Origin of the sequence: Rhodococcus sp. p52, from assembly GCF_000763325.2 — a bacterium.
GTDB classification, from domain to species: Bacteria; Actinomycetota; Actinomycetes; order Mycobacteriales; family Mycobacteriaceae; genus Rhodococcus; species Rhodococcus pyridinivorans.
In genome coordinates this window covers 742,843-768,477 of the sequence record NZ_CP016819.1, presented here as the reverse complement: position 1 = coordinate 768,477, position 25,635 = coordinate 742,843, and the positions used below count along the sequence as shown (strand labels likewise).

Sequence of the window (25,635 nt, the reverse complement as noted above, 5' to 3'; positions counted from 1 at the left end):
AGGCATACCGTTCGTCCCGTTAAGCTCAAGGCATGGAACCGAAGGATCTGCGGGTGTCGGACGCCGAGCGCGAGCACGTCGGCGAACTTCTGCAGCGGGCGGTCGGGCAGGGAATGCTCTCGCTCGGGGAGTTCACCGAACGGATGGACACCGTCCTCGCGGCCAAGACCCGAGGCGACCTGAACCAGGTGCTCGTCGACCTGCCCGGTATCCAGATCCGGCCCGAGTTCCAGGAGCAGAATCTGCCGGGCATGTCGCAGGCGCACTATCCGGCGCCGAGTGCGGCCGGCTACCCCGCGCCGAGTGCAGCTGCTTTCCCCGCGACCGGCCAGGGCGCTCCTCTCGTGATCAAGGGCCGCGTCTCCGGCATCGAACGCAAGGGTCGCTGGCACGTGCCGCCCGCCGTCGTTCTCGACACCGTCGCGTCCTCCGTGACCCTCGATTTCACCGAAGCGGTGATGCAGACGCAGGTCGTGCGGATCGACGTGAGCGACTACCTCAGCTCGATCAACATCGTGCTCCCCGCCGAGGCCACGGCCGACGTCAACGGCGTCGAGAACGTCGCGTCGAGCGTGTCGTCGAAGGTGCGCGGCGGAGCGCCGTACGGACCGCTGCACGTCGTGGTGACAGGCAAGGTCCGCGGCGGGAGCTTCAACGTCACCCATCCGCTGTCCACGCGGCTGCGGAAGTTCTTCAACGGCAGCTGACCCCGGAAACACCCGAGGCGACCCGCTCTGCGGGTCGCCTCGAGTTCGTTCGTCAGATCAGTCGCGACGCTGCCGGGCGATCAGCTCACTGACGCTGATCGAACGGCCGCTGTCGGGACCGTGGCGTCCACGCCTCCGCGACTCCGCGTCGTTCTGCTCCGGCTGCGATTCGTCCGCTCGCGCTTCCGGCCGCTCGCCGGCCGGGCGGGGCGGCTGCTCCGGACCACGGGACCGGGAGGGCAGAGGCGGACGGGGACCGTTCTGTGTCGGCGGCTGCATGCCCTGCGTCGGCGGCTGCTGAGTGCCCGGCACGGGCGGTCGGGCAGGTCCCTGCGCCGGAGGTCGCTGGGCCTCCGATGTCGGGGGACGTTGCGAGTCCGGCGCCGAGGGGCGCGGTGCGTCGGAAGTGGGCCTCGGTCGCTGGGCCGAAGACTCCCCGCCGGGCGACGTACGGCGCAACTGCGACAGCCAGTTCTCGATCGCCTGCGGATCCCGTCCACGACCGGTGCCGGGTTCGCTCGGACGCGGAGCCGGGGCACCGGGCAGAGCTTCCGCATCGCCCGGGACAGCGGGCGGTCGGATGAAGGACTGCGGCAGCGGCGGAGGAACCTCCCCGCGCTGACGGCGGGGGAGCGGAGGCACCGACGACGGCGACGACGGGTCGGACGCACCGCGCTGTGTGGCATCGAGCGCACCGCGCTGTGTCTGATCGAGCGCACCGCGCTGTGTCTGATCGAGCGCACCGCGCTGCGTGACATCGCGCTGCGGCATCTCGGGGGCACGACGTTCGGGCTTCTCCGGGACCCCCTTCTCCGGGCCTCCGAGCCCCGGAAGAGCCGAGCCGTTGCGCTCGTCCACCGGCGGCCGACCCTCCGGGCGACGACGCGGCTCCGGGATCGGACGCGACGGACGCCCCGGACCCGTACCGGGCTGCACCGGACGGCTCGCCGGCATCGGACGCCCGGCTGCGGGCGGCACCCGTTCGCCGTTCCGCGGAGCAGCAGGGGGACGACCGGACGCGGGCGCGGCCGGACGGACCGGGGGGCGGCCCGGGGCCTGCCGTCGCACCGGCGGCGGCGTGAGATCGCGGAGCTTGCGCTGTTCGGCGGCCGGCCTCGGCGGAGCGATCTTGGGCAGCGGCTGCGTGAGGTCGGAGCCGCCCTCGAAGGCACCTGCCGGGAAGCGGTGCGCGCCCGTGGCCGCGACCGTCGCCGGCCCGAACATGCCGACGGTGATGAGCTCGGGAACGTCCTCGGGCATCAGTTCGTCGGCGAGGATCGGCTCGCCCAAGCCGATCTTCTCCTGGATCCGCTTCATCCACGCCGGAGCCCACCAGCAGTCGTCGCCGAGCAGCTTCATCACGGCGGGCACGAGGAACATGCGGATGACGGTCGCGTCGATGATCAGCGCGGCGATCATGCCGAACGCGATGTACTTCATCATCACCAGCTCCGAGAACCCGAAGGCACCGGTGACGACGATAAGGATCAGGGCGGCCGCGGTGATGATGCGACCGGTGTGGGCGGTACCGATACGGATCGACTCGGTGGTGCTCGCCCCCATCGATCTCGCCTCGACCATTCTGGAGAGCAGGAACACCTCGTAGTCGGTCGACAGGCCGTACACGATCGCGATGATCAGCACGAGCACCGGCGACATGATCGGCCCCGGGGTGAAGTTGAGCAGGTCGGCGCCGTTGCCGTCGATGAAGATCCAGGTGAGGATGCCCAGCGTCGAGCCGAGACCCAGGGCGCTCATCAACACGGCCTTGACCGGCAGCACGAGCGAGCCGAACGCCAGGAACATCAGCAACGTCGTCAACAGCACGACGACCACGACCATCAGCGGCAGGGTCTCGAGCAGGGCCCCGATGGAGTCCTGCTCGATCGCCGGGGTGCCGCCGACGAGCACTTCGACACCCTCGGGCCATTCGGCTGCGTGCAGGTACTCGACGGTGTCGGCGGACTCGTTGCGGTCGGTCAGACCGGCCTTGAGCACACGGACGCCGTCCTTCGCGGGGCCGGTGATCTGGAACTTCTCGACGAGGCCGGGAGCCTCGCTGGCCGTCGTGATGATCTTGTTGAGGTCGCCGCCCTCGGCGCCGCGGACCACGAGCTTGACCGGCTCGGCGCGCTGGCCGGGGAACAGTTCGTCGAAGGTCTCCTGCGCGACGCGCGTGGGGTGCTCGGGCGGCAGGTAGGTCTCGTTGATGCCGCCGAACTTGATGCCGGTCAGCGGCATGATGAGCAGCAGCAGGCCGATGACCGTCGGGATGGTCACCTTCATCGGGTTGACCATCACCCAGCGGCACAGGCGGCCGAGGAAACTGTTCTCGACCTGCTCGTTCGACTGGATCTGCCCGAAGCGTTTCATGCCGAACTTGTCGATGCGCCTGCCGAGGATGCTCAGGATGGCGGGCAGGATCGTGATCGACAGCAGGGCAGCCAGTGAGACCGCCGAGATCGCGCCGTAGGCGACCGACTTGAGGAAGCCCTGCGGGAACAGCACGAGACCACCGAGGCTGGTGACGACCATCGTCGCCGAGAACACCACCGTGCGACCTGCGGTGACGACGGTGCGTCGCACCGCCGCCGGGGTGTCGTAACCCTCGGCGAGTTCCTCACGGAACCGCGACACCATGAACAGGCCGTAGTCGATCGCCAGGCCCAGGCCGATCAGTGAGACGACCGGTGCGACGAACGAGTTGACCTCGGTGAAGTTGGTGATCAACCGGACGATGCCGTTCGCCGCGACGATCGTGAGACCACCGGTGATCAGCGGGAGAGCGGCCGCGACGACGCCACCGAAGACGAAGAACAACAGGATGCCGACGGCCGGGATCGCGAGGATCTCCATGCGCTTGATGTCGTTGGCCATCGTGTCGTTCAGTGCGCCGGAGATCGGCTGCAGACCGGCGAGCTGCACGTCGACGCCGTCGATGTAGAAGGCGTCCTTGATCTCGCGGAAGTTGCCGGTCAGCTCCGTGTCGTCCTCGCCGGCGATCGCGACCGACGCGATCGCGTGCTGACGCGACGGATCGGCCAGCGACGGCAGCGACGGCGCGTCGTCGGTGGGCCAGTACGCACCGTTGATCTTGAGGATTTCGTCGGGATGCTCGGCGACCAGCGAGTTCAGGCTGTCGGTGACCTTCGCCGCGAACTCGGGATCGTCGACCGTGCTGCCCTCGGGTGCCGTGTACAGCACCAGCACGTCGCCCGCGGTGTCGCGGCCGAAGGTGCCGTCGGCGAGCTTGGCAGCGGCGACGGACTCCGAACCGGGATCGTCCCAGCCGCTCTGGCTGAGGTGATCGTTCAGGCTCAGCCCGTACCCGGCGAGCGCGAGCAACCCCGCGACCATCACCGCAATGACGGTGAAGCGCGCGCGGTAGACGAGCTCTCCCCAACGGTCGAACACGTAAGTCTCCTATTCGGCGACGCTCTTGCGCCCCACCAGGAGAGCAGAAAGCGGTCGGAACGGCTGCAGCCAGGCACCCTCGTCGGGCAGCGATTCCAGGCTGACGCGGGGCAGCGGTTCGCGGAACACACCGGGAATGTCCTCGAGATCGAGGAACTGGATGATCTCGGAGGTCACCGCCCAGCTGGCGTGCTCGCGGAAACCGAGCACCTGGGTCGCGATGCCCTCCTGTGCGAGCCGCTCGAGGGGTTCACGGAACGCCTGCCCGTCGGCGGAGGCCACCATGACACCCGCGAGACCTTCCCGGTGCCTCAGCTCGATGTGGTCCAGCATGTCGGAGTCGACATCGCTGTCCTCGTCGATCTTCGGCTTGGCGAACACCGCGAAGCCCACATTACGCAAGGCCTCGACCCAGGGGCGGACGACGTCCGCGCTGCCGGGGGCGATATTGGTGAACACCGTGGCTTCGGGTTCGAGGGTCGCGGAGTGCAGACGCGACAGTTCGGCGGTGCGTCCGAGCAGCCACCGGCCGAGAGCGTCGAAGCGCGGGCGGTAGGCCGCGGTGGGCCGGCCGCCGAGGATCGCGCCGAGGCCCATGTCGAGGTTGGGTGCGTCCCAGACGAGCAGGACCTTTCGGACCGGCTCGACACCGTCGATCGCGGAGGGGTCGGTCACGCCGGGAAGCTCTTCATGGACACTCATGCTCCGATCTTCCCCCAGACGAACTCGTTGATAGCGCTACCCACCTGGTGTGCCTTGTCCTCGAACTTGGTGACGGGGCGTTCGAGGCTGATCGGGGAGGTGCCGGTGAAGCGGGCGAGGCGCGGTTCGGCATCGCCCACCTCGGCGATGGCCTCGGCGTAATCGGCGTGGTCGGTGGCCACGTGCAGCACTCCACCGGGCTTCAATCGGTCGGCGATCAGGGCGAACGTCGGGGCCTGCAGGAGTCGGCGCTTGTGGTGGCGGGCCTTGGGCCACGGATCCGGGAAGAACACCCGCACGCCGGTGAGTGACGCGGTGGTCAGCATCTTCTCGAGCACCTCGACGGCGTCGCCGCGCAGGATCCGCAGGTTCCGGATCGGCGCGTCGGTGTTGCAGCTGCGTTCGATGTTCTGCAGTGTCTGGGCGATGCCGGGCTTGTAGACCTCCACGGCGATGAGGTTCACCTCGGGCTCGGCTTGGGCCATAGCGACCGCGGCGGTTCCTGTTCCGGATCCGATCTCGAGGACGAGGGGCGCGGAGCGACCGAACCAGGCGTCGACGTCGAGCGGTTCGTCGCCGACTTCCTTGCCGAGTTCGGGCCAACGACGGTCCCAGCACTGCTGCTGGGGGTCGGTCAGCGATCCACGGCGGGACCGGAAACTCGTCACCCTGGGGTATAGGCGGTTCCCGCGGGTCGGGCGCTCCTCGAGCGTCTCGGTGGTGTGCTGATCGGCTTCGTTCACCGGTCCATTGTCGCGTATTCCGAGAGTGTGTGGCGGGAGTGACCTGAGTGGCCACAGTGTTTTCTCAGGGAAGCATTCGTTCGGCTGCCTGTCAGCGATCTCTCTGCGACAATTTCCGCCGACGATCGGGGGATCATGACGGGGGAGTTGTGGCACCACCTCGCCGCGCAGGTCGAACAACTGGATGCGCAGGCAGGGCGGTTGATTCGCAGGGCGCTGACCGAGCATACGGCCGCGCTGCGGGTGCAGGTCGCGGGGCGGGCCGGGACCGGCCGGGAGAGCGTCGAGACGCAGGTACGCGAACTGCTGCTCCGCAGGGTCGATATCGAGGGTGGGCGAGTAGACGCGGCCGTGGGCGGAGTGGCAGTGGACACGCCGGACGGTCCCGACCCGGTCCTCGACGGTGACGTCGTCGTCTACGTCGTGCCGCGTCGTCTCGACCCGGCCGTCGCCCATCCGGCCGACCGCGCCGCGCTGACGGCCGTGGATCCTTGTCGCCTCGTCCTTGTGGTGACGGGTGGGACGGATGACAGCGAGTGCGCTCTCGTCGCGCGTGCGACGGGGGTGCCGCCGGATCAGGTGGTCGCGGTCCGCGATGAGGAACTGCTCGGAGAACGGCTCGCCGCGCGTGCGGTCGTGGCGCGCCGCCTACGTGACGAGGAGCTCGCCCGGGTCGTGGCGGGTGTCCCGGCGGCACCGCAGGTGCGCGAACTCGTCGAACAGACACTCGACCTGGTCGGGCTGGGCCCGATGGAGTCCGTCGCCGCGGGACTACGGTGACACCGCCGAGCGGACTCGTGGATCCGGCCGACGACGTCCTGCGCCGATGGAACCCGCGCGGATGGATGGGACTGCACCGGCCGGCCGCGACCGGCGTGCGGGTCGTCGGAGTGCCCGGTTCCGGCGCCGGCACGCTGGCAGCGGAGCTACGACCTCTGGGCGGGCTGGACATCACGGACGATGGCCGCGCCGTCACCCTCGTGGTGTTCGACCCGTCGGCGACGATCGGCCGCACCGAACTCGACCTCGTCCGCTCGGCGGCAGCCGAGTCGATCGAGGTCGTCTGCGCACTGACGGGCATCGACCGCTTTCCCGACTGGCGTGCGGTCCGCGACGCCGACGTCGAGATCCTGCAGCGGCACGCATCCTGGCTGCCGAGGGTCGTGGTCCTGCCCGTGAGCGCCGCGGCCGCTCGGCGGGCACGCGAACTCGAGGACGACGTGAGCGAGGCGGTCCGGCAGACCCTGCTCACCGCGTCCGGACTCGTCGAACTGCGGGACGTCCTGGCCGCCACGGTCCGGTCGTCGCACGACCCGCGACGAGCACGCGCCGCGGTCGTCGCCGCCACCCGGCCGATGATCGAGGAGGAGATCGGACGACTGAGCGCGGAGGACGAGGAAGGGGGCCTGCGTGCGGAGCGCTCCCGCCTCACCGCCGCAGCACCGCCCGCGACCTCCGGCCCCGACCTGCGCCGGCTGCAGGTGACGCTGTTGCAGGAGGTCGCGATGCGCGTGCGGGCGGCGTCCACCGCCGCGGGCGAGGTGCTCGAGACCGCGGACGCGGATGCGGTGGTCACGACGATCGACACCCACGTCGACGACCTGTGCGCGCGGCTCACCGACGAGGCGGCCCGGATCGCACCGGGCACTCCGGCGCCGGAACCCACGCGCACCGCCCGCCCACCGCAGACCGCGCGGTCGATGGAGGACACGCTGACGGTGGTCTTCGGTGCGTCGGCAGGCGCGGGTCTCGGCAGACTGCTCCTCACCCCGTTCGGGGACCTGCCGGGCTGGATGTCGCTGGTGGTCGCGATCGCGTGCGCGGTTCCGGCCGCCGGATGGCTGATGCGGATCCGTAGGCGAATCGCCTACCGCGACCGGATGCGGCGGTGGATCGCCGACGAGCTCGCGACCGTACGGGCGGAACTCGACACCTGGATCCGCACCCGCATCCACGAGACGGAACTGCAGTCCACCGCGCTCGCGGTCGCTGCGCGCGACCGGCACGCGACCCGCGTGCGGGAACGCGTCGCCGCGATCGACGCGGAGATCACCCGTCGCCGGGGCGAGCGGCGTGCCCGCACCGCCGCGTGCGAACGCGACCTGGCGGCACTCGGACACATCCCGGAACCGCAAGGTGCCGGGGTGCGTCCAACCGGATAGGAGCGATCCGGCGCGTGCCGGGTCGGAAAGGGGAGACGATGGCCGAGTTCGCCGGCTCGGGTGGCACACCCCAGCCGTTCACCGATCCCTTCGATCCGTCCGGGTTCGATCCGTCCGAGTTGGCCGCCTGGGCCGACGAGCTCGCCCCGACGACCGACCTCGACGGTGACGGCGCCGCCGAGACGGTCGTCGCCGATACCGAGCACTGGGGAGTCGGTGGCGACTGGGGCGACGGTCTGGTGGTGGCCACCGACACCGATCTCGACGGCAGCAGCGATCGCCTCTCGGTGATCGCGGACGACGGCCGTTACGGCGTGTGGGAATACTGTCGCGAGCTCGACGGATCGGGTCGGTGGAGTCGACTGGACACAGGTAGCCTTGAATACGACGTACACCACGGAGAAGAGTCGAAGTGATTCATATCCGGCTGCGCAGCAGGGGGAGGGGACGGTATTGTGCGCAAGTTCTGAATCGTTTCTGTGAGATTTCCGACCGGCCCCGAGTGACGCCGGTCGGCATTCCGACGTTAACCTCTATGAAAAGGACATCCGGCGCCTACTTCGCCTGTTCGGCCACGGACGAAGTAGGTGGTACCCCTGCCGAGAGGGGCAAGCCCGGGTCTGCCCTCGTCCGCACAGAAGAACGTGCAGGTCGGAGGTGGGATCCCGGTTCCGGGCACACCCCAGGAGAGTTTTGATGACCTCAGCGACCATTCCCGGTTTGAACGGTACCGACGACAAGCTCCCGACCCAGCATGCCGAGTTGCTTGCCTGGGTCCAGGAGATTGCCGAGCTCACCCAGCCCGATCGTGTCGTATGGGCCGACGGATCCGATGAGGAATGGGACCGTCTGACCTCTCAGCTGGTCGAGGCAGGCACCTTCACGCGTCTGAACGACGAGAAGAAGCCGAACTCGTTCCTGGCCAATTCCGATCCGTCGGACGTCGCACGCGTCGAGTCGCGCACCTTCATCTGCTCGAAGAACGAGATCGACGCGGGCCCGACCAACAACTGGGTCGACCCCGACGAGATGCGTGCCACGATGACCGAGCTGTACCGCGGCAGCATGCGCGGACGCACCCTCTTCGTCGTGCCCTTCTGCATGGGCCCGCTCGGAGCCGAGGACCCGAAGCTCGGCGTCGAGCTGACCGACTCGGAGTACGTCGTCGTCTCGATGCGCATCATGACCCGCATGGGCAGCGCGGCTCTCGAGAAGCTCGGCACCGACCGTCCGTTCGTCAAGGCGCTGCACTCCGTGGGTGCGCCGCTCGAGGCCGGTCAGCAGGATGTCGCGTGGCCGTGCAACGACACGAAGTACATCACCCACTTCCCCGAGACCCGTGAGATCTGGAGCTTCGGCTCCGGCTACGGCGGCAACGCCCTGCTCGGCAAGAAGTGCTACTCGCTGCGCATCGCGTCGGCCATGGCGCACGACGAGGGCTGGCTGGCCGAGCACATGCTGATCCTCAAGCTGATCTCGCCCGAGGAAAAGGCCTACTACATCGCCGCGGCGTTCCCGTCGGCCTGTGGCAAGACCAACCTCGCGATGATCCAGCCGACCATTCCGGGCTGGCGTGCCGAGACCCTCGGCGACGACATCGCGTGGATGCGTTTCGGCAAGGACGGCCGCCTCTACGCCGTGAACCCCGAGTTCGGCTTCTTCGGCGTCGCACCGGGCACCAGCGCCGACTCGAACCCGAACGCGATGGCGACCATCGAGGCCGGCAACACCATCTACACCAACGTCGCGAAGACCGACGACGGCGACATCTGGTGGGAGGGCATCGGCGGCGAGACCCCGGCGCACCTCACCGACTGGCTGGGCAACGACTGGACCCCCGAGTCCGGCACCAACGCCGCGCACCCGAACTCGCGTTACTGCACCCCGATGTCGCAGTGCCCGATCCTCGCCCCCGAGTGGGACGACCCGCAGGGTGTGCCGATCTCCGCGATCCTGTTCGGTGGCCGCCGCAAGACGACGGTGCCCCTCGTCAGCGAGTCCTTCGACTGGCAGCACGGCACCTTCCTCGGCGCGACCCTGTCGTCCGAGCAGACCGCCGCGGCAGAGGGCAAGGTCGGTAGCGTCCGTCGCGACCCGATGGCGATGCTGCCCTTCCTCGGCTACAACGCCGGCGACTACCTGAACCACTGGATCACGCTCGGCAAGAACGCCGACGAGGACAAGCTGCCGAAGATCTTCTACGTCAACTGGTTCCGTCGCGGCGACGACGGCCGCTTCCTGTGGCCCGGCTTCGGCGAGAACTCGCGCGTGCTCAAGTGGATCGTCGACCGCATCGAGCACAAGGCCGGCGCGCAGTCCACGCCGATCGGCTACGTGCCCAGCGCCGCCGACCTCACGCTCGACGGTCTCGATGTCGATCCCGCCGACGTCGACGAGGCCCTGAAGGTCGACGTCGAGGAGTGGAAGTCCGAGATCGACGGCATCGCCGAGTGGTTCGAGTTCCTCGGTGAGAAGGTGCCCTCGGGCATCCGCGACGAGTTCGAGGCCCTCAAGCAGCGCCTCGGCTGAGTCCGTACACGACGACGAATGCCGTTCCCGGTTTCCCGGGGGCGGCATTCGCCGTCTGTGGGGTGAAATCCGGGAAATCGTTCACAGCGGATATCTCGGTTGTGCCACGCCGACCGGTGACGTAGTTCGACGATGCACTGCAACTACTTCCGTCGGCGAGTGGGTCGTCTCGTGCGTGGTTCGAGTCGTATCGGTCGGAAGTGTGCGGCACTGGTGGGGGCATTGCCGGGCGACGGCGCAGTCCGTGCGCTGTCGCCTTCCCTTGACGAAATAGCCCAGGGCCATCACGCCGTCGTCGAATCGCTTCTGCGCACGCCTCTTGTCGAACACTGATCCCCCCGGCTCTCGTACAGAACATCCGGGAGGAAGATCCTAGTCAGCGTGCACCGAAGGGTGCTCCGTGGGCAACTGCTTTACACCTCACGCGTTCTGCGTTGCCGCCCACTCGTCGAGCCGTCGCTTCGCTTCCTCCGCGGGCACGTTCTCGACCCGCGTCATCACGGCCCACCGATGACCGAACGGATCGAGGATCGACGCGAACCGGTCGCCGGTGACGAAGGTCGACGGTTCCTCGAACACCCGGGCACCGAGGGCGACGGCCCGCGCGAACACGGCGTCGGCGTCCGCGCAGTACAGCACGTACGAATGGTCGACGTCGTTCGTTCCGCTCGGCGCGTGCAGGCCGATGCCGGGATGGGGATCGCTCAATTGCAGTCGGCCGTTGTCGAAGTCGAGCTCTGCGTGCATCACCGTCCCGTCGGGGCCGTCCATCCGCTCGACGACGGTCGCTCCGAACGCGTCGCAGTAGAAGTCGATCGCGCGGGAGGCACCGTCGACGACGAGGAAGGGGGTGAGGGAGGTGTATCCCTCGGGGATGGGGTTCACCGAATTCGTCATGGCGCCAGTGTCGGACGCCGACCGTGCGCTCGTATTGAAGAAATCCGACCGGTGACGACCTAGGGGCGGAAGACCGCGCGCAGGCAGTCGTCCTCCTTGTTCTTGAACATCTCGTAGCCGCGTACCGCGTCGGTGAGCGGAAGGTCGTGCGTCATGAGCCAACTCGGGTCCAACCTGCTCTCGAGGACGTGTTCGAACAGGGTGGGCATGTACCGCTGGCCGTGTTGCTGCGCCGTCCGCAGGGTCAAGCTCTTGTTCGTCAGCACCGCCATCGGGAACTTGTCGGTGACACCGTAGATGCCGAGCACCGACACGACTCCGCCCTTGCCGCAGGACAGGATCGCCTCGCGCAGGGAGGTCGCGCGGTCGCTCTCCATCCGCAGCGCCTGCTTGACCTTGTCGTAGGCCTGCATGACGCCGGTTCCGTGACCCTCCATGCCCACAGCGTCGATGCAGGCGTCCGGTCCGCGTCCGCCGGTGCTCTCGCGGAGCGTCTCGTAGACGCTGTCGACCTCGGCGTAGTCCACGGTTTCGGCGCCGACCTTCTTCGCGGCGCGGTCGAGGCGGTCTCGGAAACGGTCGATCACGATCACCCTGTCGGCGCCCATGATCTTCGCGCTTGCCGCGGCCATGAGACCGACGGCGCCGGCGCCCCAGACCGCCACGGTGTCGCCCGGGGTGATGTCGCAGAAGTCGGCGCCCATGTAGCCCGTCGGTACCGCGTCCGACAGGAACAGGGCCTGTTCGTCGCCGACACCGTCGGGGATCTGGAAGCAGTTGACGTCGCCGAAGGGCACGCGGATGTACTCGGCGTGCGAACCCTGGTACCCGCCGAAGGGATGGGTGTAGCCGTAGATTCCGCCGGTGGGATAGCCCAGCACGGGTTGCTGCATCGCGGCGTTCGGGTTGGTGGTGTCGCACACCGCGTGCAGGCCGTCGGCGCAGTACGGGCACTTCCCGCATCCGATGAACGACGGCACGACCACCCGGTCGCCGACCCGCACGTTCGTCACCTCCGGGCCGGTGTCGACGATCTCGCCCATGAACTCGTGGCCGATCACGTCGCCCTCCCGCATCCCCGGCAGGTACCCGCCGAGGAAGTGCAGATCGGACCCGCAGGTCGTGGTGAGGCGGACCGCCACGATCACGTCGTGCGGGTTGACCAGGCCGGGATCGTCGACCGTCTCCACCGACAACTCGTTCACCCCCATCCAGCACAGGGCTCGCATCACGCGTCTCCTTCCGATTCACGGGCACTCGGACTGCCCTGCAGGGTGGGGATCTCACCGGTCTGCATGAGAGCCCGCGCACGGTAGAGCGCAGTGAAGGTCAGGGCGCCGGTGACGAGATCGGGGACGGGAACCTCGGCGCGCAGGGTCATCTCGGTGCCGCCCCGGGGCGCGTCGGACACCGCGAGCACTACGCGCGGACCCGGGGTGTCCGCGTCGTCCTCGCCGACGAACGCGAGTCCTTCCGAGGTGACGTCGACGCGGGTGTCCCAGGTCGTCGTCCCGCCGGGGCTCTCCCAGGTCCAGCGCAGCCGGTTCGCTTCGACCGTCTCCACCCGGACGTGGTCGCCGAAGACTCTGCTCAGGTTCTCGGGATCGCGCCAGAACTGCATGACCTGTGCGCGCGGAGCCGCGACGGTCACGGTCTGCGGTTTCCGAGCGTCGACGGGCCGGTCGACGGCGCGCCGGACGAATCCGCCCACCGAGCGACCGGCGTCGTCGATCGCCCTGTTCGCGTTCTCCACGACTCGGCTCGCGTTCTGCACGACTCTGTTGAAGTCGACCACGGTCGTCTCCTTGCTCGGATGCTCGGATGCTCGGATGCTCGGGTCGGTGTTCGGTGTTCGGTGTTCGGTCTAGTCAGGGTCTTCCGCGTTTCGGCGTCTGTTCGGCGACACCGTGCCGTAGCGGGGGGTGATCGTCCACTGTGCTTCGTCGAGTGCACGGATCCTCGGCGCGAGCGTGCCCGGCGCCAGTTCGTTGTAATCGGGGACGGGAAGATCGTGACGACTCATATGGTCGGCTACCCGTGCTCGGTGGCCGGGCAACCCCGGTCGAGCCGGTCCGAAATCTCGCGGGGCACGAACCCGTCGAGGCCGGGCCGGGCGACGACACGTCGACTCGCCGGGGAATAACGACGGCGTACGGATACGTTCGTACATCGATGGGCCCGCCGAGTCGTCCGATGACGGCGAAATGGTGCAATAGACCGAGACCGCGACCCGAGCCGCCGTGTGTGGCCATGAGGAGGATCGAGCATGAGCAGGATCTACGACAACGTCACCGAGCTGGTCGGACGGACCCCGATCGTCAAGCTCAACCGTCTGACCGAGGGAGCCGGCGCCACCGTCGCCGCGAAGCTCGAGTTCTACAACCCGGCCAACAGCGTCAAGGACCGCATCGGTGTCGCGATCGTCGACGCCGCCGAGAAGTCCGGTGAGCTGAAGCCCGGCGGCACCATCGTCGAGGGCACCTCCGGCAACACCGGTATCGCGCTCGCCATGGTCGGCGCTGCGCGCGGCTACAAGGTCATCCTCACGATGCCCGAGACGATGTCGACCGAGCGTCGCGTGATGCTCCGCGCCTACGGCGCCGAGATCGTCCTCACCCCCGGCTCCGAGGGCATGAAGGGTGCCGTCGCGAAGGCCGAGGAGATCGTCGCGAACACCGAGAACGCGATCCTCGCCCGCCAGTTCGGCAACCCCGCGAACCCGGAGATCCACTACAACACCACCGGTGAGGAGATCTGGAAGGACACCGCCGGTGAGGTCGACATCTTCGTGGCCGGCATCGGTACGGGCGGCACCATCACGGGCGCGGGCCGCAGGCTCAAGGAGTACAAGCCGGACGTGAAGGTCGTCGGTGTCGAGCCGGTCGACTCGCCGATCCTCAACGGTGGCGAGCCCGGACCGCACAAGATCCAGGGCATCGGCGCCAACTTCGTGCCCGACGTGCTCGACCGCGAGGTCTACGACGAGATCGTCGACGTGTCGTTCGAGGATTCGATTCGTATCGCGCGCGATCTGGGCACCCAGGAAGGCATTCTCGGCGGCATCTCGTCGGGTGCGATCGTCTGGGCGGCCCTCGAGCTGGCGAAGCGTCCCGAGAACGCCGGCAAGCTGATCGTCGCCGTCGTCTGCGACTTCGGTGAGCGGTACATCTCCACCCCGCTCTTCGAGCACATCCGGGACTGATCGCCGTCGTGGGTATCCTGCACACTCTCCGGGAGGATCTGCAGTCGGCGCGCGGCCACGATCCGGCCGCGCGCAGCGACGCGGAGAACGCCATCGTCTATTCGGGGCTGCACGCGATCTGGTCGCACCGCATCGCGCACCGGATGTGGCAGGTGCCCGCCCTGAAGGGACCTGCGCGGATCCTCGCGCAGTTCACCCGGTTCCTCACCGGCATCGAGATCCACCCCGGCGCGACCATCGGCCGGCGCTTCTTCATCGACCACGGCATGGGCGTGGTCATCGGAGAGACGGCCGAGATCGGCGACGATGTGATGCTCTACCACGGCGTGACGCTCGGCGGCCGGTCGCTGGCGAAGGAGAAGCGTCATCCGACGCTGGGCAACCGGGTCACCGTCGGGGCGGGGGCGAAGGTCCTCGGCCCGGTGGTGATCGGGGACGACAGCGCGATCGGCGCCAACGCCGTGGTCACCCACGACGTGCCGGCGGATTCGATCGCCACGGGTATCCCCGCGACCGTCCGGTCCCGCAAGAAGCACGAACCGCTCGTGGATCCGACGACGTACATCGATCCCGCGATGTACATCTGAGGTCGCGTCCTCCCGAAACACGAAAGAGGGGAGGATATGTGCGAGTTCTCCGTCGAGAACGTACATATCCTCCCCTTTTTTTCCGGGATCAGCCCTCGTAACCGAGCGGGTACAGCACCGACTTGGTTTCGCAGTACGCCTCGACGCCCTCGGGACCGTTCTCGCGGCCGATGCCGGAGTTCTTGTAGCCGCCGAACGGTGAACCCGGATCGAATGCGTACCAGTTGATTCCGTACGTGCCGGTGCGCACGCGCGAGGCGATCTCGAGGCCCTTCTCGACGTCGGTGGTGTACACCGAACCGGCCAGGCCGTAGTCGGAATCGTTGGCGATCTTCACGGCCTCGTCGACGCTGTCGTAGGGGATCACGCAGATGACGGGTCCGAAGATCTCCTCGCGGGCGATGGTCATGGAGTTGTCGACGTCGGCGAAGATCGTCGGTTCGACGAAGTAGCCCGTCTCGATGCCCTCGGGGCGACCACCGCCGAGCACGAGACGCGCGCCTTCCTCCTTGCCCTTGGCGATGTAGGACTCGACGCGATCGCGCTGCTTCGCGGAGATCAGCGGACCGAGTTGTGCGCCTTCGGTATCGGGCAGTCCGACGGGGAAGAAGGCCGCGGTCGCGGTCATCTTCTCGATCACCTCGTCGTAGCGCGACCGCGGCGCGAGGACGCGGGTCTGCCCGACGCAGGCCTGACCGGTGTTCATCAGGCCGGACATCACCAGCATCGGCATCGTCGAGTCGAGGTCGGCGTCCTCGAGGATGATCGCTGCCGACTTGCCGCCGAGTTCGAGCGAGCAGCGCTTGAGTCCGCGCGCGGCGATCTCACCGATGTGACGACCCACGGCCGTCGAACCGGTGAAGGTGATCTTGTCGACGTCGGGGTGCGAGACCAGGTACTCGCCGGTCTCGGCGCCGCCGGGCACGAGTGAGAGGACGCCCTCGGGAAGCCCTGCCTCCGTGAAGATCTCGGCGAGGACGTTCGTCGTCAGCGGCGATTCGGGAGCGGGCTTGAGGACCACCGTGCATCCGGCGAGCAGGGCGGGTCCGAGTTTGTTGAGCATCAGGAACAGCGGCACGTTCCACGCGATGACGGCGGCGACGACGCCGACGGGTTCGCGGCTGACGCGGCTGCGACCGAACAGGCCGGTGCGCTCCTCGGTCCACGGGAACGAATCGGCAAGCCCCGCATAGTAGTCGAGTGTGGCCAGGCCCGACGTCAGCTGCATCATCTCGACCGAGGCCGGCGGCTGGCCCATCTCCGCGGTGAGCGAGGCGCCGATCTCCGCACGACGCTCCTCGATGAGCTTTGCTGCCTTGCCGAGGATCTCGGCGCGCTCGCTCGGGGTGGTGCGCGACCACGGGCCTTCGTCGAAGGCCGTGCGGGCGGCGGACACCGCGGCATCGATGTCCTGCGGTCCCGCGACGGGCACGGAACCGACGCGCTCTTCCGTGGCGGGGGAGAACACCTCGAGTCTCTCGTCGGTCGACGGTGCCACCCATCGGCCGCCGATGAACAACTTGTCGTAGTCGGTCATGTCGCTTCCTCACCTGGCTGTGCTCGTGTATCGGCCGCATTCGTGTGACCTCGAACACTAGAACACGTTACAACTATTGACCAGGGGGTGACCAGACCGGACGGGATGGGAAGGCTCGATCCCCGAGATGGCAGCGACGGTGCAGGAGCCGAATCTCCTGCTCGAACTCGGGAACGGGCCCGTCGACGACGGCCTCCGGCACGACCTCGCGGATCGGCAGCGGACGGACCGGTGCCGGCGGCACGCCCATCTCGCCGAGCCACCGGACCAGTTGCTCGGAGGACGCCGCGTAGACGATCCGCCCCAGGCCCACCCAGCCGTGCGCGGCCGCGCACATCGGGCAGTGCTCACCGGAGGTGTAGACGGTGGCGGCGGCACGCCGGTCGGGTTCGAGATGTTCGGCCGCCCACCGCGCGAGCGCGAACTCGGGATGCCGGGTGCGGTCGCCGCCGGCGATGCGGTTGCGGTCCTCGGCCAGGACCGTGCCGTCCGCGTCGACGAGCACCGACCCGAACGGCTCGTCCCCTGCCGCGACCGCCTCCTCCGCGAGTTCGACGCACCGCCGCAGATGCTGCAGATCCGTGTCGTTCACCATGGACGTCTCCTTCCTCCCTCGACTGCACCGTAGGGCGGGGGAGGAGCCGGGTGGCGCGAATCGGCGACCGTCACCACACTGGAGGGTGCCCAACGGTCAGGAGACATGTCATGGCGGAGAACAATCCGTTCGGGTTCGACCCCGAAGATCTCGACCGCGTGGTGCGGGAAGCCGGTGAGGAACTGCGGGAACTGAAGGACCGTATCTTCTCCTTCCTCGAACCGCCGGTGGCGCCGACGCGCACGCAGCCGCGGCCCGAGACCACCGGTGAGAAGGGCGACGGCGTCTGGGTCGTCTACACCACCGAGGACGACGGCGTGGCCCGCGTCGACCAGGTCCATCGCACCGAACTCGACGCGCTGCGCACGCTCAAGGGCAACACCGACCCGCGACGCTCGGTGCGGTTCCTGCCCTACGGGATGAGCGTGAGCATCCTCGATCGCCCGAGCGCCACCGAGGGCGGTGCCGCAGAGGAGAGTGCCACCGGCGACACCGCTCCCGACGACGCCGCGACCGGCGAGAACTGATCAGTTCTAGCCACCATCGTGGATGTAGGAGGCGAGCTGGTCGCGTTCGGTCTGTAGTTCGTCGATGCGGCTCTTGACCACGTCGCCGATACTGACGATCCCCACCAGCCGAGCGTCCACCACGACCGGTAGGTGCCGGATCCGTTGTTCGGTCATGGTCTCGGCGAGACTGTCGACCGAATCGGTGGGCAGGCAGGTCGTCACCGTCCGCGACATCAGTTCGTGTGCCGGGGCGGCGAGGATCGACGGTCCGCGTTCGTGCAGGGCGCGTACGACGTCGCGTTCGGTGACGATCCCGGCGACGGTCTTGCCCTCGCACACCACCATCGCGCCGATGTTGAACCGCGCGAAGTCGCCGATGAGCTCGCACACCGTGGTGTCGGGCTCGACCGTGTGCACCGCCGAGCCCTTGTTCCGCACAATGTCAGCAATCCGCATCCGGTACCGCCGATCTGCTCGCAGAGCATCCCGGCGGCCCCTCACCGGTTTCCGCCGGGACTCCGATGTGGTCCTCAGGGTAGGCCGGAAAACCGGGTGTGCCCGGTCAGGTTATCCAGTCGTGACCTGCGGCGACGATCGATGCGCCGGTGAGGGTGCCCAGTGCGCCGAGTTCGGCGGGGACGATCTGCAGGTCCTGCACGAACCGTAGGCGGGCGTGCCGGGCCGCCGACGCGAGCATCGGCCGCCACAGGTGCCCGCCCGATTGCGCGAAGCCGCCGCCGACGACCACGCGTCCCACATCCGTCAGTGCCGCTGCCGACGCGATGACCTGGCCCAGTGCCGTCCCGGCCCGTTCGAGGGCCGCGGCGGCGACGCCGACCCCGGCCTCGGCGTCCGTGGCCAGCGCGACACCGTCGGCGCCTTCCCAGCCGTGGGCACGGGCCCAGCGCACCGCCGACGGGCCGCTCGCCACGGTCTCGATGCAGCCGACGCCTCCGCACGCGCACACCGTCGTGCCGTAGGGCGAGACGACGTGCCCGATGTGGCCGGCGTTTCCGGTGCGGCCGCGCACGATCCGGCCGCCGAGCACGAGACCGCCGCCGATGCCGGTGCCGAGCACGACCCCGAGCAGGTCGGCGACATCGCGTCCGGCACCGAAGCGCTGTTCGGCGAGGGTCGCGGCCGCGCCGTCCATCACCGGATCGACGCGGGCGTCGGGGAACACCGAACGCACGGCGTCGACGAGTGCGAAGCCGGAGCTCCACTCGGAGATGTTGATCGGGCCGATCGTCCCGGCGTTCGTGTCGACCGGTCCTGCCGCGGCGATACCTACGGCGGTCACCGGTCCCTCGCCGATCTCCGCGACCTCCCGCAACAGTCCCGCGCACGCGCCCCACACGTCCTTCCGGGGGACCGGCACGGATCGGGCTTCGAGCGGGGTGCCGTCGTCGGCGGCGACGGCCGCGGCGAGCTTGGTGCCGCCGACGTCCAGGGCCAATGCGGTCATGGCGACGACACTAAGCGACGGGTCAGCGTCGGCGCAGGACCAGTACCAGGTTGCTGGCGAGGAACTCCCGGACGCCGGGCACGTCCACGAGCCACCACGCCCAACTCGGGTGGTAGCGGGGGAAGGCCGCGAGCAGTTCGCCATCGGGTGTCGAACGTGCCCAGCGCAGACCGTCGCTCGCGCCCACGTCGAACAGCGACACCCCGTACCGGTTCTTCGGCTCCCTGCCGTGCTTGCGCGCGTAGCGCCGGGCCGCGTACTCGCCGCCGAAGGCGTGCCACGGACCGGTCTCGTGCCCGCCGAACGGTCCCCACCACAGGGTGTACGACAGCACCATCAGTCCGCCGGGCCGCGTGACGCGCAGCATCTCGTCGGCCATCACCCACGGCGTCGCGACGTGTTCGGCGACGTTCGACGAGAAGCACACGTCCACCGACCCGGTGCGCAACGGCAGCGCCAGGCCGGAGCCGCGGATCGCGCCGCCCACCTGCAGACCGGCGGCGTGCATCTCCGACGGGTCGGGCTCGATCGGCACGTAGCGCGAACCCACCTCGGTGAACACGTCGGCGAAGTAGCCCGGTCCGCCGCCGACGTCGACGACCGTGGTGCCCGTCAGATCGGCGCCGGTCAGACCCGTGTAGAGATCGCCGATGAGGTCGACGGTGTCGCGCGCGAGACCGCCGTAGAACTTCTCGGGTGCCGTCTGCTCGAACCGGAAGCTGCCGAGCAACCCCACGGAGCGGCGCAGTGTGGCGCGGCGGGCGAACAGCCGGGTCACGTCGGTGCGGGGTCGGGTCGTCGATGGCACGTCCAGTCACCTTAGTGCGGCCCTCACACTCGTCCCTCACCTGTTGCCGCCCGGCACCCGCTACTGTGTCCCTGTCATCGTCCGAGTCACATCTGCCCGGCCGGGTGGTCGAGTCGACATACAGGGGGTCACCGCGTGCGGGAGGTTCTGCTGCTTTGCTGGCGCGATAGCGGACATCCGCAGGGTGGTGGCAGCGAGCGGTATCTCGAACAGGTCGGGGCGCAGCTCGCGGCGCGCGGCGTCCGCGTCGTCCTGCGGACTGCCTCCTATCCCGGAGCCGCCGAGCGAGACCGGATCGACGGCATCACCGTCAGCCGCGGCGGGGGGCGGCTCACCGTCTATCCGCGCGCGCTCGCCGCGATCCTCGCAGGCAGATTCGGTGTCGGCCCCCTCGCCGGTATCCGTCCCGACGCCGTCATCGACACCCAGAACGGCATTCCGTTCTTCGCCCGGCTCGTCGCCGGTGCGCCCGTCACGGTGCTCGTGCACCACTGCCACCGCGAACAGTGGCCGGTCGCGGGCAGGCTGATGGCCAAGCTCGGCTGGTGGATCGAGTCGTCGCTCTCGCCGCGCGTGCACCACCGCAACCAGTACCTCACCGTCTCCCTTCCGTCCGCCGACGAACTGCGCGCTCTCGGGGTCGACCGGGAGCGGATCGCGGTGGTCCGCAACGGTGTCGACGCCGTTCCCGCCGGTGTCGCGGTGGGTGGCGACGACACGCGCACGGCCCACCCGAGCGTGTGCGTGCTCTCGAGGCTGGTGCCGCACAAGCAGATCGAGGACGCCCTCGCCGCGGTCGCGGCGCTGCGCGGCACCGTCCCGGGTCTGCATCTCGACGTCATCGGCGGCGGCTGGTGGGAGCAGAACCTCCGCGATGCGGCCGCCGAACTCGGCATCGGCGACGCCGTCACCTTCCACGGCCATGTCGACGAGCAGCGCAAGCACGAATTGCTCTCCCGCGCTTGGATTCACGTGATGCCCTCGCGCAAGGAGGGGTGGGGACTGGCGGTGGTCGAGGCCGCCCAGCACGGTGTGCCCACCATCGGTTACCGCAGCTCCAAGGGATTGACCGACTCGATCATCGACGGCGTGACCGGTGTGCTCGTGGACTCGCCCGCCGAACTGACCGCCGCCGTCGCCGATCTGATCGCCGACGCCGACCGTCGTCGTCAGCTCGGCACCAAGGCCCGCATCCGCGCGGGCGAGTTCTCGTGGGAGGCCACGGGAGAGGGCGTGCACGAGGTCCTGTCCGTCACGACCTTCGGGCACACCGTCTCAGGACTGTTCCCGCGCGCCGACGAGCCGTCGACGCTCGCCGACCCGCTGCCCGAGCGCGCAGCCAGCGCCGCCGGCCAGTACCAGTAGCCACACGACGTGCGCCCCGATCGCCAGGGCGCGATGGGGTGACGGAGTCGAAGTGACTCCCTCCACCCGGTACAGGCTCAGATCCTCGTCCTGATAAGCGGTCTCGAGGGCTCCGAGCGTGCTCTGCGCGTCACCGAGTTCGCCCGGCGTGCCGTGCTCGACGAGCACCCAGCCCACCCCGCGGGCGGCGAGCGCACTCGGATCCGCGCCGGACAGCAGCAGGGCTTCGACGTCCTCCGCGCGACGACCCTCCCCGGCGACACTGCCCTCGGCGACGATCAGGGTTCCGGTCTGCAGGACGTCGGCGCGCAGCATGCGCGGGGACGGATCGAGCACCGGTACGGGCCCGGAGAAGTCGAAGACCCGGAACATGCCCACGGGCAGCACCGCCACGTCGCCGTCGTCGGCCGTGACGATCTGCGACACCTTCTCCCAGCCCAACGGATAGCGCACGGGCTGCAGTTGCCCGCCCACACCCCACACCAGGTCGGGCAGCGCGACCAGCACGGCGGCGATCGCGGCCGCCGCCCACACCGGTTCGGGCGCCACGAAGCGCCGGGCGAGGACGGTCGTGCCGGCCGCCGCGGCGAGCGCGTAGGCGGGCATCGCCCACGCGACCCACTTCTGGGTGTCGCGCAGCAGTCCCGCGCCGGGCACGTTCACCATCGCCCATTCGCCGACGGCGAGTCCCGGGCCGGTCGCGGCGAGGGCGATGACGAGCACCGCAAGGACGGCAGGCACCGCGACCGCGACGATCACGGAGTTCCTACGTCGCCGCCACAGTGCCGGCACCCCGCACGCCACCACCGTGAGCAGCAGCAGGGTGCCCATCAGCGCCCATGCGGTAGTGCGCGAGGTGGGGACGGATTCGGCGTTCCAGATCCCGCCGAGCCCTGCCACCGAACCGATCGTGCCGAGCAGTGGTTCGGCCCGGGCGGCGAAGGCGCGCACACCGGCCGGGTCCGCTTCGGTACCGCCACCGGCGAGCGCCGTCGCGATCAGCCACGGCAACGACACCGCGACACCCAGCGCGAGTGCGCCGCCCACGCGCGGCAGCACCCGCGTCCGCCCACCGGGCGCGACGAGGACGGCGCAGGCCGTCACGATCGCCAGCAGGGCACCGGTCGGGGTCAGCCCCGCAGCGGCCAGGCAGACCGCCAGCGACGCCCAGCCGCCGCGTCTCCGTCGCCGGATCGCGACGGCCGCACAGATCGTCCACGGCAGCGCGGCGTACCCGGCGAGCAGACTCCAGTGGCCCTGCAGCAGCCGCTCGGCGACATAGGGATTCCAGATCGCGACCGTCGCCGCGACGAGCCGGGCGCCGGTTCCGCTCGTCGGCAGCACCACCGCGACCAGCCGTGCCGCACCCCATCCCGCCGCCCACAACGACGCGACGAGCAGCGCCGTGACCGCGACACCACCGTCGACGACGGTGCTCACCCACGCCAGCAGGGCGTCCTGCGGCACCGCGCGGGCGGCGGCGTCGGACAGACCGAGCGCAGAATCGGTGAGGAACGATCGGGGAGTGCTCACCGCGTCGCGGAAGAGCAGGTAGCCGGGGGAGACGAGGAACGGACCGAGCACCGCAACCGTCAGGACGAGGGACCAGACCGCCGGGAGAGCCGCCGTCGTGGACATGCGGGACGACTCCGGGCGGGACATGGCGGCAGAATACGGTGTCGTTCCGGATGGGAGGATGAGCGGATGCCGCGAACACCCCGACCCGCGTCGGAGGGAACCGAGACCACTCGTGGTTCGACGACGGGAACCGCCGTCACCGGCATGACACTGGTGACGGTCGGCGCGATGACCGCGAACCTCGCGTCTTATCTGTTGCACCTGCCGGCGGGACGCTGGCTCGGGCCCGCCGGATACGGCGAGTTCGCGAGCCTGCTCGCCGCGCAGCTCGTCCTCGCCGTGCCGGCACTGGCGTTGCAGACGGTCGTCGCCCGGGAGGCCGTGCACGGCACCGGCGCCGCGGCGCTGCGTCGTCTCGGTTACCGCTGCGCCGTGCTCGCCATCGTCGTCGCGATGCTCCTCGTGCCCGTCGTGGCGTGGGCGCTCGACACGAGTGTCGGCGGGGCGTTCGGGTCGCTCGTCACCGCGCCGCTGCTCGTCCTCCTCGCCGCCGAACAGGGCCTGCTGCAGGGGCGGGGCAGGTTCGCAGCGCTCAGCGTCGTCCTGTCCGCCGCGGGCGTCGCGAAGGTGGTGCCGGCCGTGGCGGTGCTCGCCGTCGGAGGCGGCCCCGGTGCCGCGCTGTTCGCCGGGGCGCTCGGCACGGGTGCGGTCGCGCTGGCCGCGAGTGTGCTCGTGGGCCGGACGTCGGGTGGACGGACGGAACCGGTCCCGACCGCCGGGGCGGTGCTGCGTGCCTCCCAGGTGCAGCTGGCCCTCATCGCGCTCACGTCGCTCGACCTGCTGCTCGCCCGCATGCTGCTCGATCCCGATTCCGCCGGGTTGTACGCGCTGGGGGCGGTGGCGACGAAGGTCGCCTTCTGGTTGCCGCAGGCGGTCGGTGTGGTGCTCTATCCGCGGATGGCGAATCCCGCCCAGTCGGCGGCCGCGGTGCGGTCGGCGCTCACCGTCCTCGTCGCGATCGGCGCGGTGCTCGTCGCCGGCGCGGCGATCTGCGCACCGATCGTCCCGATGCTGGTCGGCGACGCCTACGGGCCGGTGCAGTCGCTGCTGTGGCTGTTCGCACTGCAGGGCGCGTGTCTGGCCGTCCTGCAGGGCGCGCTGCTGTCGGCGATCGCCGGGGAACGTACCCATCTCGCGCTCGTCGCGTGGGTGGGCCTCGCCCTCGAGGCGGTGCTGATGTTCACGGTGGCGTCGACCCTGCGGCAGTTCATCGCCGTCGCTGTCGGTGTGGCCGCCGCGACGGCCGCGGTGGTCGCGGTGCTCGCTCTGCGCGGTGCTGCAGTGGCCCGGTCGTCCACGGACGACGCGGCGACCCCGTCCACCGACGAGTCACCCGCGAACGACACCGCCCCCCACCGGGATCGGTGAGGGGCGGCTCGGTTCGTCTACCGGACGATCACTCCTGCGTCGGAGGCTTCCGCAGATCGGTGCGCGGGATCTCCTGCGTTCGATCCGTCGTCCAATCACGCTGCTGCGCGTTCGGATCGGTCTGGCGCGGGATGACCTCGGTGCGGTCCTCGGTGTGATCGCGCTGCGCCCCGCCCGAATGCGCCGGGCCGACCGTGGTCGTGGCCGGACCTGCCGGGGCGGGACCGCCGGTCGCGGTGGCCGGACGACGGTTGCCGCCACCGCGGATGCCGAGTACGAAGCCGACGATCAGCAGGATGACGCCGAGGATGCCGAGGATGATCGGCAGGGTGCGGCCGAACAGCGAGATGGTGTCCTGGCCGTCCTTGGCCTGGCCGATCTGGTACTCGATCGTCTCCTCGTCGAACGGCAGCGTCACGTTGAGGACCGTCACCTCGGGCTTGTCGGCCTCGCGGGCGTAGTACTGGTCCTGCTGCTCCTGGCCCTTGACGACGACACCGGTGACCGGGTCGACCCACAGGTCGCGGATGTTGTTGTACCAGCGGGTCATCGTGATCGGCTCGTCGCCCTCACCGACACCCCAGGTGGAGGCGGGCAGGCTGAGCTTGTAGGTCGGGACCTCGGGGTCGGCCTTCGAGAGGTCGACCGGCCCGATCTCCTGGCTGAAGTGGTAGACCTTCATGCCGTTGATCTCCTCCTCACCGACGAAGTCGATGGGGAAGTTCTCGCGAGCGTTGATGTCGTAGTACGGGTACGACTCCTGCTGGACGTCGAACGGGAACTTGTACTGCAGTCCGGCGCGGTTGTCGATCTCCACCGGCGGCTTGTCGGCGCTCACCTGGATCGTGCTCACGCGCTCCGGGAACTCCTCCTCCGAGACGGGCATGGAGGTCTTCCGGTCGATCGTGAGACGGTCGACGACGGCCGAGACCAGGCCCGTGTCCCCTTGCATGTCGAGTCGTCGCACGGTCTGGCCTGCCTGCAGCGTCATGACCTCGGCGTTCGAGGGATCCTCGACGGTGACGAAGCGCTGCGCGACGATCGGCACGTCGCGATCGACCTGCGCGTTGCCGGCGAGCAGCTGACGGGAATTGAGGATGTCGCCCGTGCCTTCGGCGACCGTGGTCACCTCGAGATCGAGCGGTGTCGTTCTCAGCTTCCCGAGCGTGTACGTCGGCACGAGAATCGCGATCACCAGGAGGAAGGCCCCCAGGCCCACCAGAATCATTGCCAGTATCCGGCCGGAGCTCGAACGCTCAGCCATGCTTTCTCCTCACTCAACGGTCGTCATCGAGTACCCCCACCGGCAGCAGCAGGGCTGCACGGATCGCCTGGCATCCGGCCCGCGAACACCACGTGAGCTCAGACACTAACAGCCCGGTATGGCAATATGCGCGCCCGCTCGCC

The 25,635-nt window shown here is 69.2% G+C and carries 23 protein-coding genes; 10 read left to right on the top strand and 13 right to left on the bottom strand.

Annotation, left to right across the window (positions count from 1 at the left end; all coding sequences use genetic code 11):
• The first annotated feature begins 32 nt into the window (after positions 1 to 32).
• Positions 33 to 707, top strand: coding sequence for a DUF1707 SHOCT-like domain-containing protein (locus IM25_RS03340; RefSeq protein WP_006552701.1), 675 nt, complete (start codon positions 33 to 35; stop codon positions 705 to 707).
• Between the two features lie 57 nt (positions 708 to 764).
• Here IM25_RS03340 and IM25_RS03335 read toward each other — a convergent pair whose 3' ends face one another.
• From IM25_RS03335 to trmB, 3 genes are read right to left on the bottom strand one after another with little or no spacing between them, the layout of a single operon-like run.
• A complete protein-coding gene (locus tag IM25_RS03335; RefSeq protein ID WP_033096321.1) occupies positions 765 to 4,121 on the bottom strand; it encodes an MMPL family transporter in 3,357 nt (1,118 codons plus the stop codon).
• A 9-nt stretch (positions 4,122 to 4,130) separates the two neighbouring features.
• Positions 4,131 to 4,823 (bottom strand): NYN domain-containing protein, encoded by a 693-nt coding sequence (locus IM25_RS03330; RefSeq protein WP_006552699.1) that lies wholly within the window; start codon positions 4,821 to 4,823, stop codon positions 4,131 to 4,133.
• Entirely contained in the window at positions 4,820 to 5,566 is a 747-nt protein-coding gene (gene trmB / locus IM25_RS03325) for a tRNA (guanosine(46)-N7)-methyltransferase TrmB (protein ID WP_006552698.1), read from the bottom strand. The genes IM25_RS03330 and trmB overlap by 4 nt, the downstream gene beginning before the upstream one ends.
• A 135-nt stretch (positions 5,567 to 5,701) precedes the next feature.
• Here trmB and IM25_RS03320 point away from each other — a divergent pair, with 135 nt between their 5' ends.
• The 4 genes from IM25_RS03320 to IM25_RS03305 all read left to right on the top strand — a co-directional run bounded on the left by IM25_RS03320 (position 5,702) and on the right by IM25_RS03305 (position 10,257).
• Positions 5,702 to 6,346 (top strand): hypothetical protein, encoded by a 645-nt coding sequence (locus IM25_RS03320; RefSeq protein WP_033096405.1) that lies wholly within the window; start codon positions 5,702 to 5,704, stop codon positions 6,344 to 6,346.
• On the top strand, positions 6,343 to 7,728 hold the full coding sequence (locus IM25_RS03315; RefSeq protein WP_052039943.1) for a hypothetical protein: 1,386 nt from the start codon (positions 6,343 to 6,345) through the stop codon (positions 7,726 to 7,728). Before IM25_RS03320 ends, IM25_RS03315 begins: the two co-directional genes overlap by 4 nt.
• Positions 7,729 to 7,766: 38 nt before the next feature.
• The gene (locus tag IM25_RS03310; protein WP_006552695.1) at positions 7,767 to 8,144 is read left to right on the top strand and encodes a DUF6802 family protein; all 378 of its coding nucleotides are present in this window, start codon (positions 7,767 to 7,769) and stop codon (positions 8,142 to 8,144) included.
• Between the two features lie 280 nt (positions 8,145 to 8,424).
• A complete protein-coding gene (locus tag IM25_RS03305) occupies positions 8,425 to 10,257 on the top strand; it encodes a phosphoenolpyruvate carboxykinase (GTP) (protein ID WP_033096320.1) in 1,833 nt (610 codons plus the stop codon).
• Positions 10,258 to 10,677: 420 nt separating this feature from the next.
• On the opposite strand, the gene IM25_RS03300 is transcribed toward IM25_RS03305, so the two are convergent.
• Genes IM25_RS03300 through IM25_RS03290 form a run of 3 tightly spaced genes read right to left on the bottom strand, consistent with a single transcriptional unit; the run spans position 10,678 to position 12,949 of the window.
• Complete coding sequence (locus IM25_RS03300) at positions 10,678 to 11,154, bottom strand: VOC family protein (RefSeq protein WP_019290872.1); 477 nt, start codon at positions 11,152 to 11,154, stop codon at positions 10,678 to 10,680.
• 59 nt (positions 11,155 to 11,213) lie between these two features.
• On the bottom strand, positions 11,214 to 12,383 hold the full coding sequence (locus IM25_RS03295) for a zinc-dependent alcohol dehydrogenase (RefSeq protein WP_033096319.1): 1,170 nt from the start codon (positions 12,381 to 12,383) through the stop codon (positions 11,214 to 11,216).
• Positions 12,383 to 12,949 carry an SRPBCC family protein gene (locus IM25_RS03290; protein WP_019290874.1) on the bottom strand — a complete coding sequence of 189 codons (567 nt, stop codon included), beginning with the start codon at positions 12,947 to 12,949 and terminating at the stop codon, positions 12,383 to 12,385. The genes IM25_RS03295 and IM25_RS03290 overlap by 1 nt, the downstream gene beginning before the upstream one ends.
• Positions 12,950 to 13,420: 471 nt before the next feature.
• Here IM25_RS03290 and cysK point away from each other — a divergent pair, with 471 nt between their 5' ends.
• Together cysK and epsC are read left to right on the top strand one after the other, a co-directional pair.
• Entirely contained in the window at positions 13,421 to 14,356 is a 936-nt protein-coding gene (cysK, locus tag IM25_RS03285) for a cysteine synthase A (RefSeq protein ID WP_033096318.1), read from the top strand.
• Between the two features lie 8 nt (positions 14,357 to 14,364).
• The gene (gene epsC, locus IM25_RS03280; RefSeq protein ID WP_006552687.1) at positions 14,365 to 14,943 is read left to right on the top strand and encodes a serine O-acetyltransferase EpsC; all 579 of its coding nucleotides are present in this window, start codon (positions 14,365 to 14,367) and stop codon (positions 14,941 to 14,943) included.
• A gap of 88 nt (positions 14,944 to 15,031) precedes the next feature.
• Here epsC and IM25_RS03275 read toward each other — a convergent pair whose 3' ends face one another.
• Both IM25_RS03275 and IM25_RS03270 read right to left on the bottom strand, forming a co-directional pair.
• Positions 15,032 to 16,480, bottom strand: a complete 1,449-nt coding sequence (locus IM25_RS03275) for an aldehyde dehydrogenase (protein WP_006552686.1) — start codon at positions 16,478 to 16,480, stop codon at positions 15,032 to 15,034.
• A gap of 73 nt (positions 16,481 to 16,553) precedes the next feature.
• Positions 16,554 to 17,075: a nucleoside deaminase gene (locus tag IM25_RS03270; RefSeq protein ID WP_033096317.1), complete on the bottom strand. Its 522-nt coding sequence runs from the start codon at positions 17,073 to 17,075 to the stop codon at positions 16,554 to 16,556.
• A 110-nt stretch (positions 17,076 to 17,185) separates the two neighbouring features.
• Here IM25_RS03270 and IM25_RS03265 point away from each other — a divergent pair, with 110 nt between their 5' ends.
• Positions 17,186 to 17,602: a hypothetical protein gene (locus IM25_RS03265; RefSeq protein WP_006552684.1), complete on the top strand. Its 417-nt coding sequence runs from the start codon at positions 17,186 to 17,188 to the stop codon at positions 17,600 to 17,602.
• Between the two features lie 6 nt (positions 17,603 to 17,608).
• Here the strand turns inward: IM25_RS03265 and IM25_RS03260 are convergent, their stop codons facing one another.
• The 3 genes from IM25_RS03260 to IM25_RS03250 all read right to left on the bottom strand — a co-directional run bounded on the left by IM25_RS03260 (position 17,609) and on the right by IM25_RS03250 (position 19,827).
• On the bottom strand, positions 17,609 to 18,040 hold the full coding sequence (locus IM25_RS03260) for a CBS domain-containing protein (protein WP_024102052.1): 432 nt from the start codon (positions 18,038 to 18,040) through the stop codon (positions 17,609 to 17,611).
• A 106-nt stretch (positions 18,041 to 18,146) separates the two neighbouring features.
• Positions 18,147 to 19,049, bottom strand: a complete 903-nt coding sequence (locus IM25_RS03255; RefSeq protein WP_033096316.1) for an ROK family protein — start codon at positions 19,047 to 19,049, stop codon at positions 18,147 to 18,149.
• Positions 19,050 to 19,071: 22 nt separating this feature from the next.
• Positions 19,072 to 19,827: a class I SAM-dependent methyltransferase gene (locus IM25_RS03250; protein WP_006552681.1), complete on the bottom strand. Its 756-nt coding sequence runs from the start codon at positions 19,825 to 19,827 to the stop codon at positions 19,072 to 19,074.
• Positions 19,828 to 19,992: 165 nt separating this feature from the next.
• Between IM25_RS03250 and IM25_RS03245 the strand changes: the two genes are divergently transcribed.
• Positions 19,993 to 21,222, top strand: a complete 1,230-nt coding sequence (locus IM25_RS03245) for a glycosyltransferase family 4 protein (RefSeq protein ID WP_033096315.1) — start codon at positions 19,993 to 19,995, stop codon at positions 21,220 to 21,222.
• Here the strand turns inward: IM25_RS03245 and IM25_RS03240 are convergent.
• Positions 21,133 to 22,884, bottom strand: a complete 1,752-nt coding sequence (locus IM25_RS03240) for a hypothetical protein (protein ID WP_033096314.1) — start codon at positions 22,882 to 22,884, stop codon at positions 21,133 to 21,135. The genes IM25_RS03245 and IM25_RS03240 overlap by 90 nt on opposite strands.
• A 42-nt stretch (positions 22,885 to 22,926) precedes the next feature.
• Between IM25_RS03240 and IM25_RS03235 the strand changes: the two genes are divergently transcribed.
• Positions 22,927 to 24,228, top strand: coding sequence for a lipopolysaccharide biosynthesis protein (locus IM25_RS03235; RefSeq protein WP_084294953.1), 1,302 nt, complete (start codon positions 22,927 to 22,929; stop codon positions 24,226 to 24,228).
• A gap of 28 nt (positions 24,229 to 24,256) precedes the next feature.
• On the opposite strand, the gene IM25_RS03230 is transcribed toward IM25_RS03235, so the two are convergent.
• A complete protein-coding gene (locus tag IM25_RS03230) occupies positions 24,257 to 25,492 on the bottom strand; it encodes a DUF3068 domain-containing protein (RefSeq protein WP_072740554.1) in 1,236 nt (411 codons plus the stop codon).
• Positions 25,493 to 25,635: the final 143 nt, after the last annotated feature.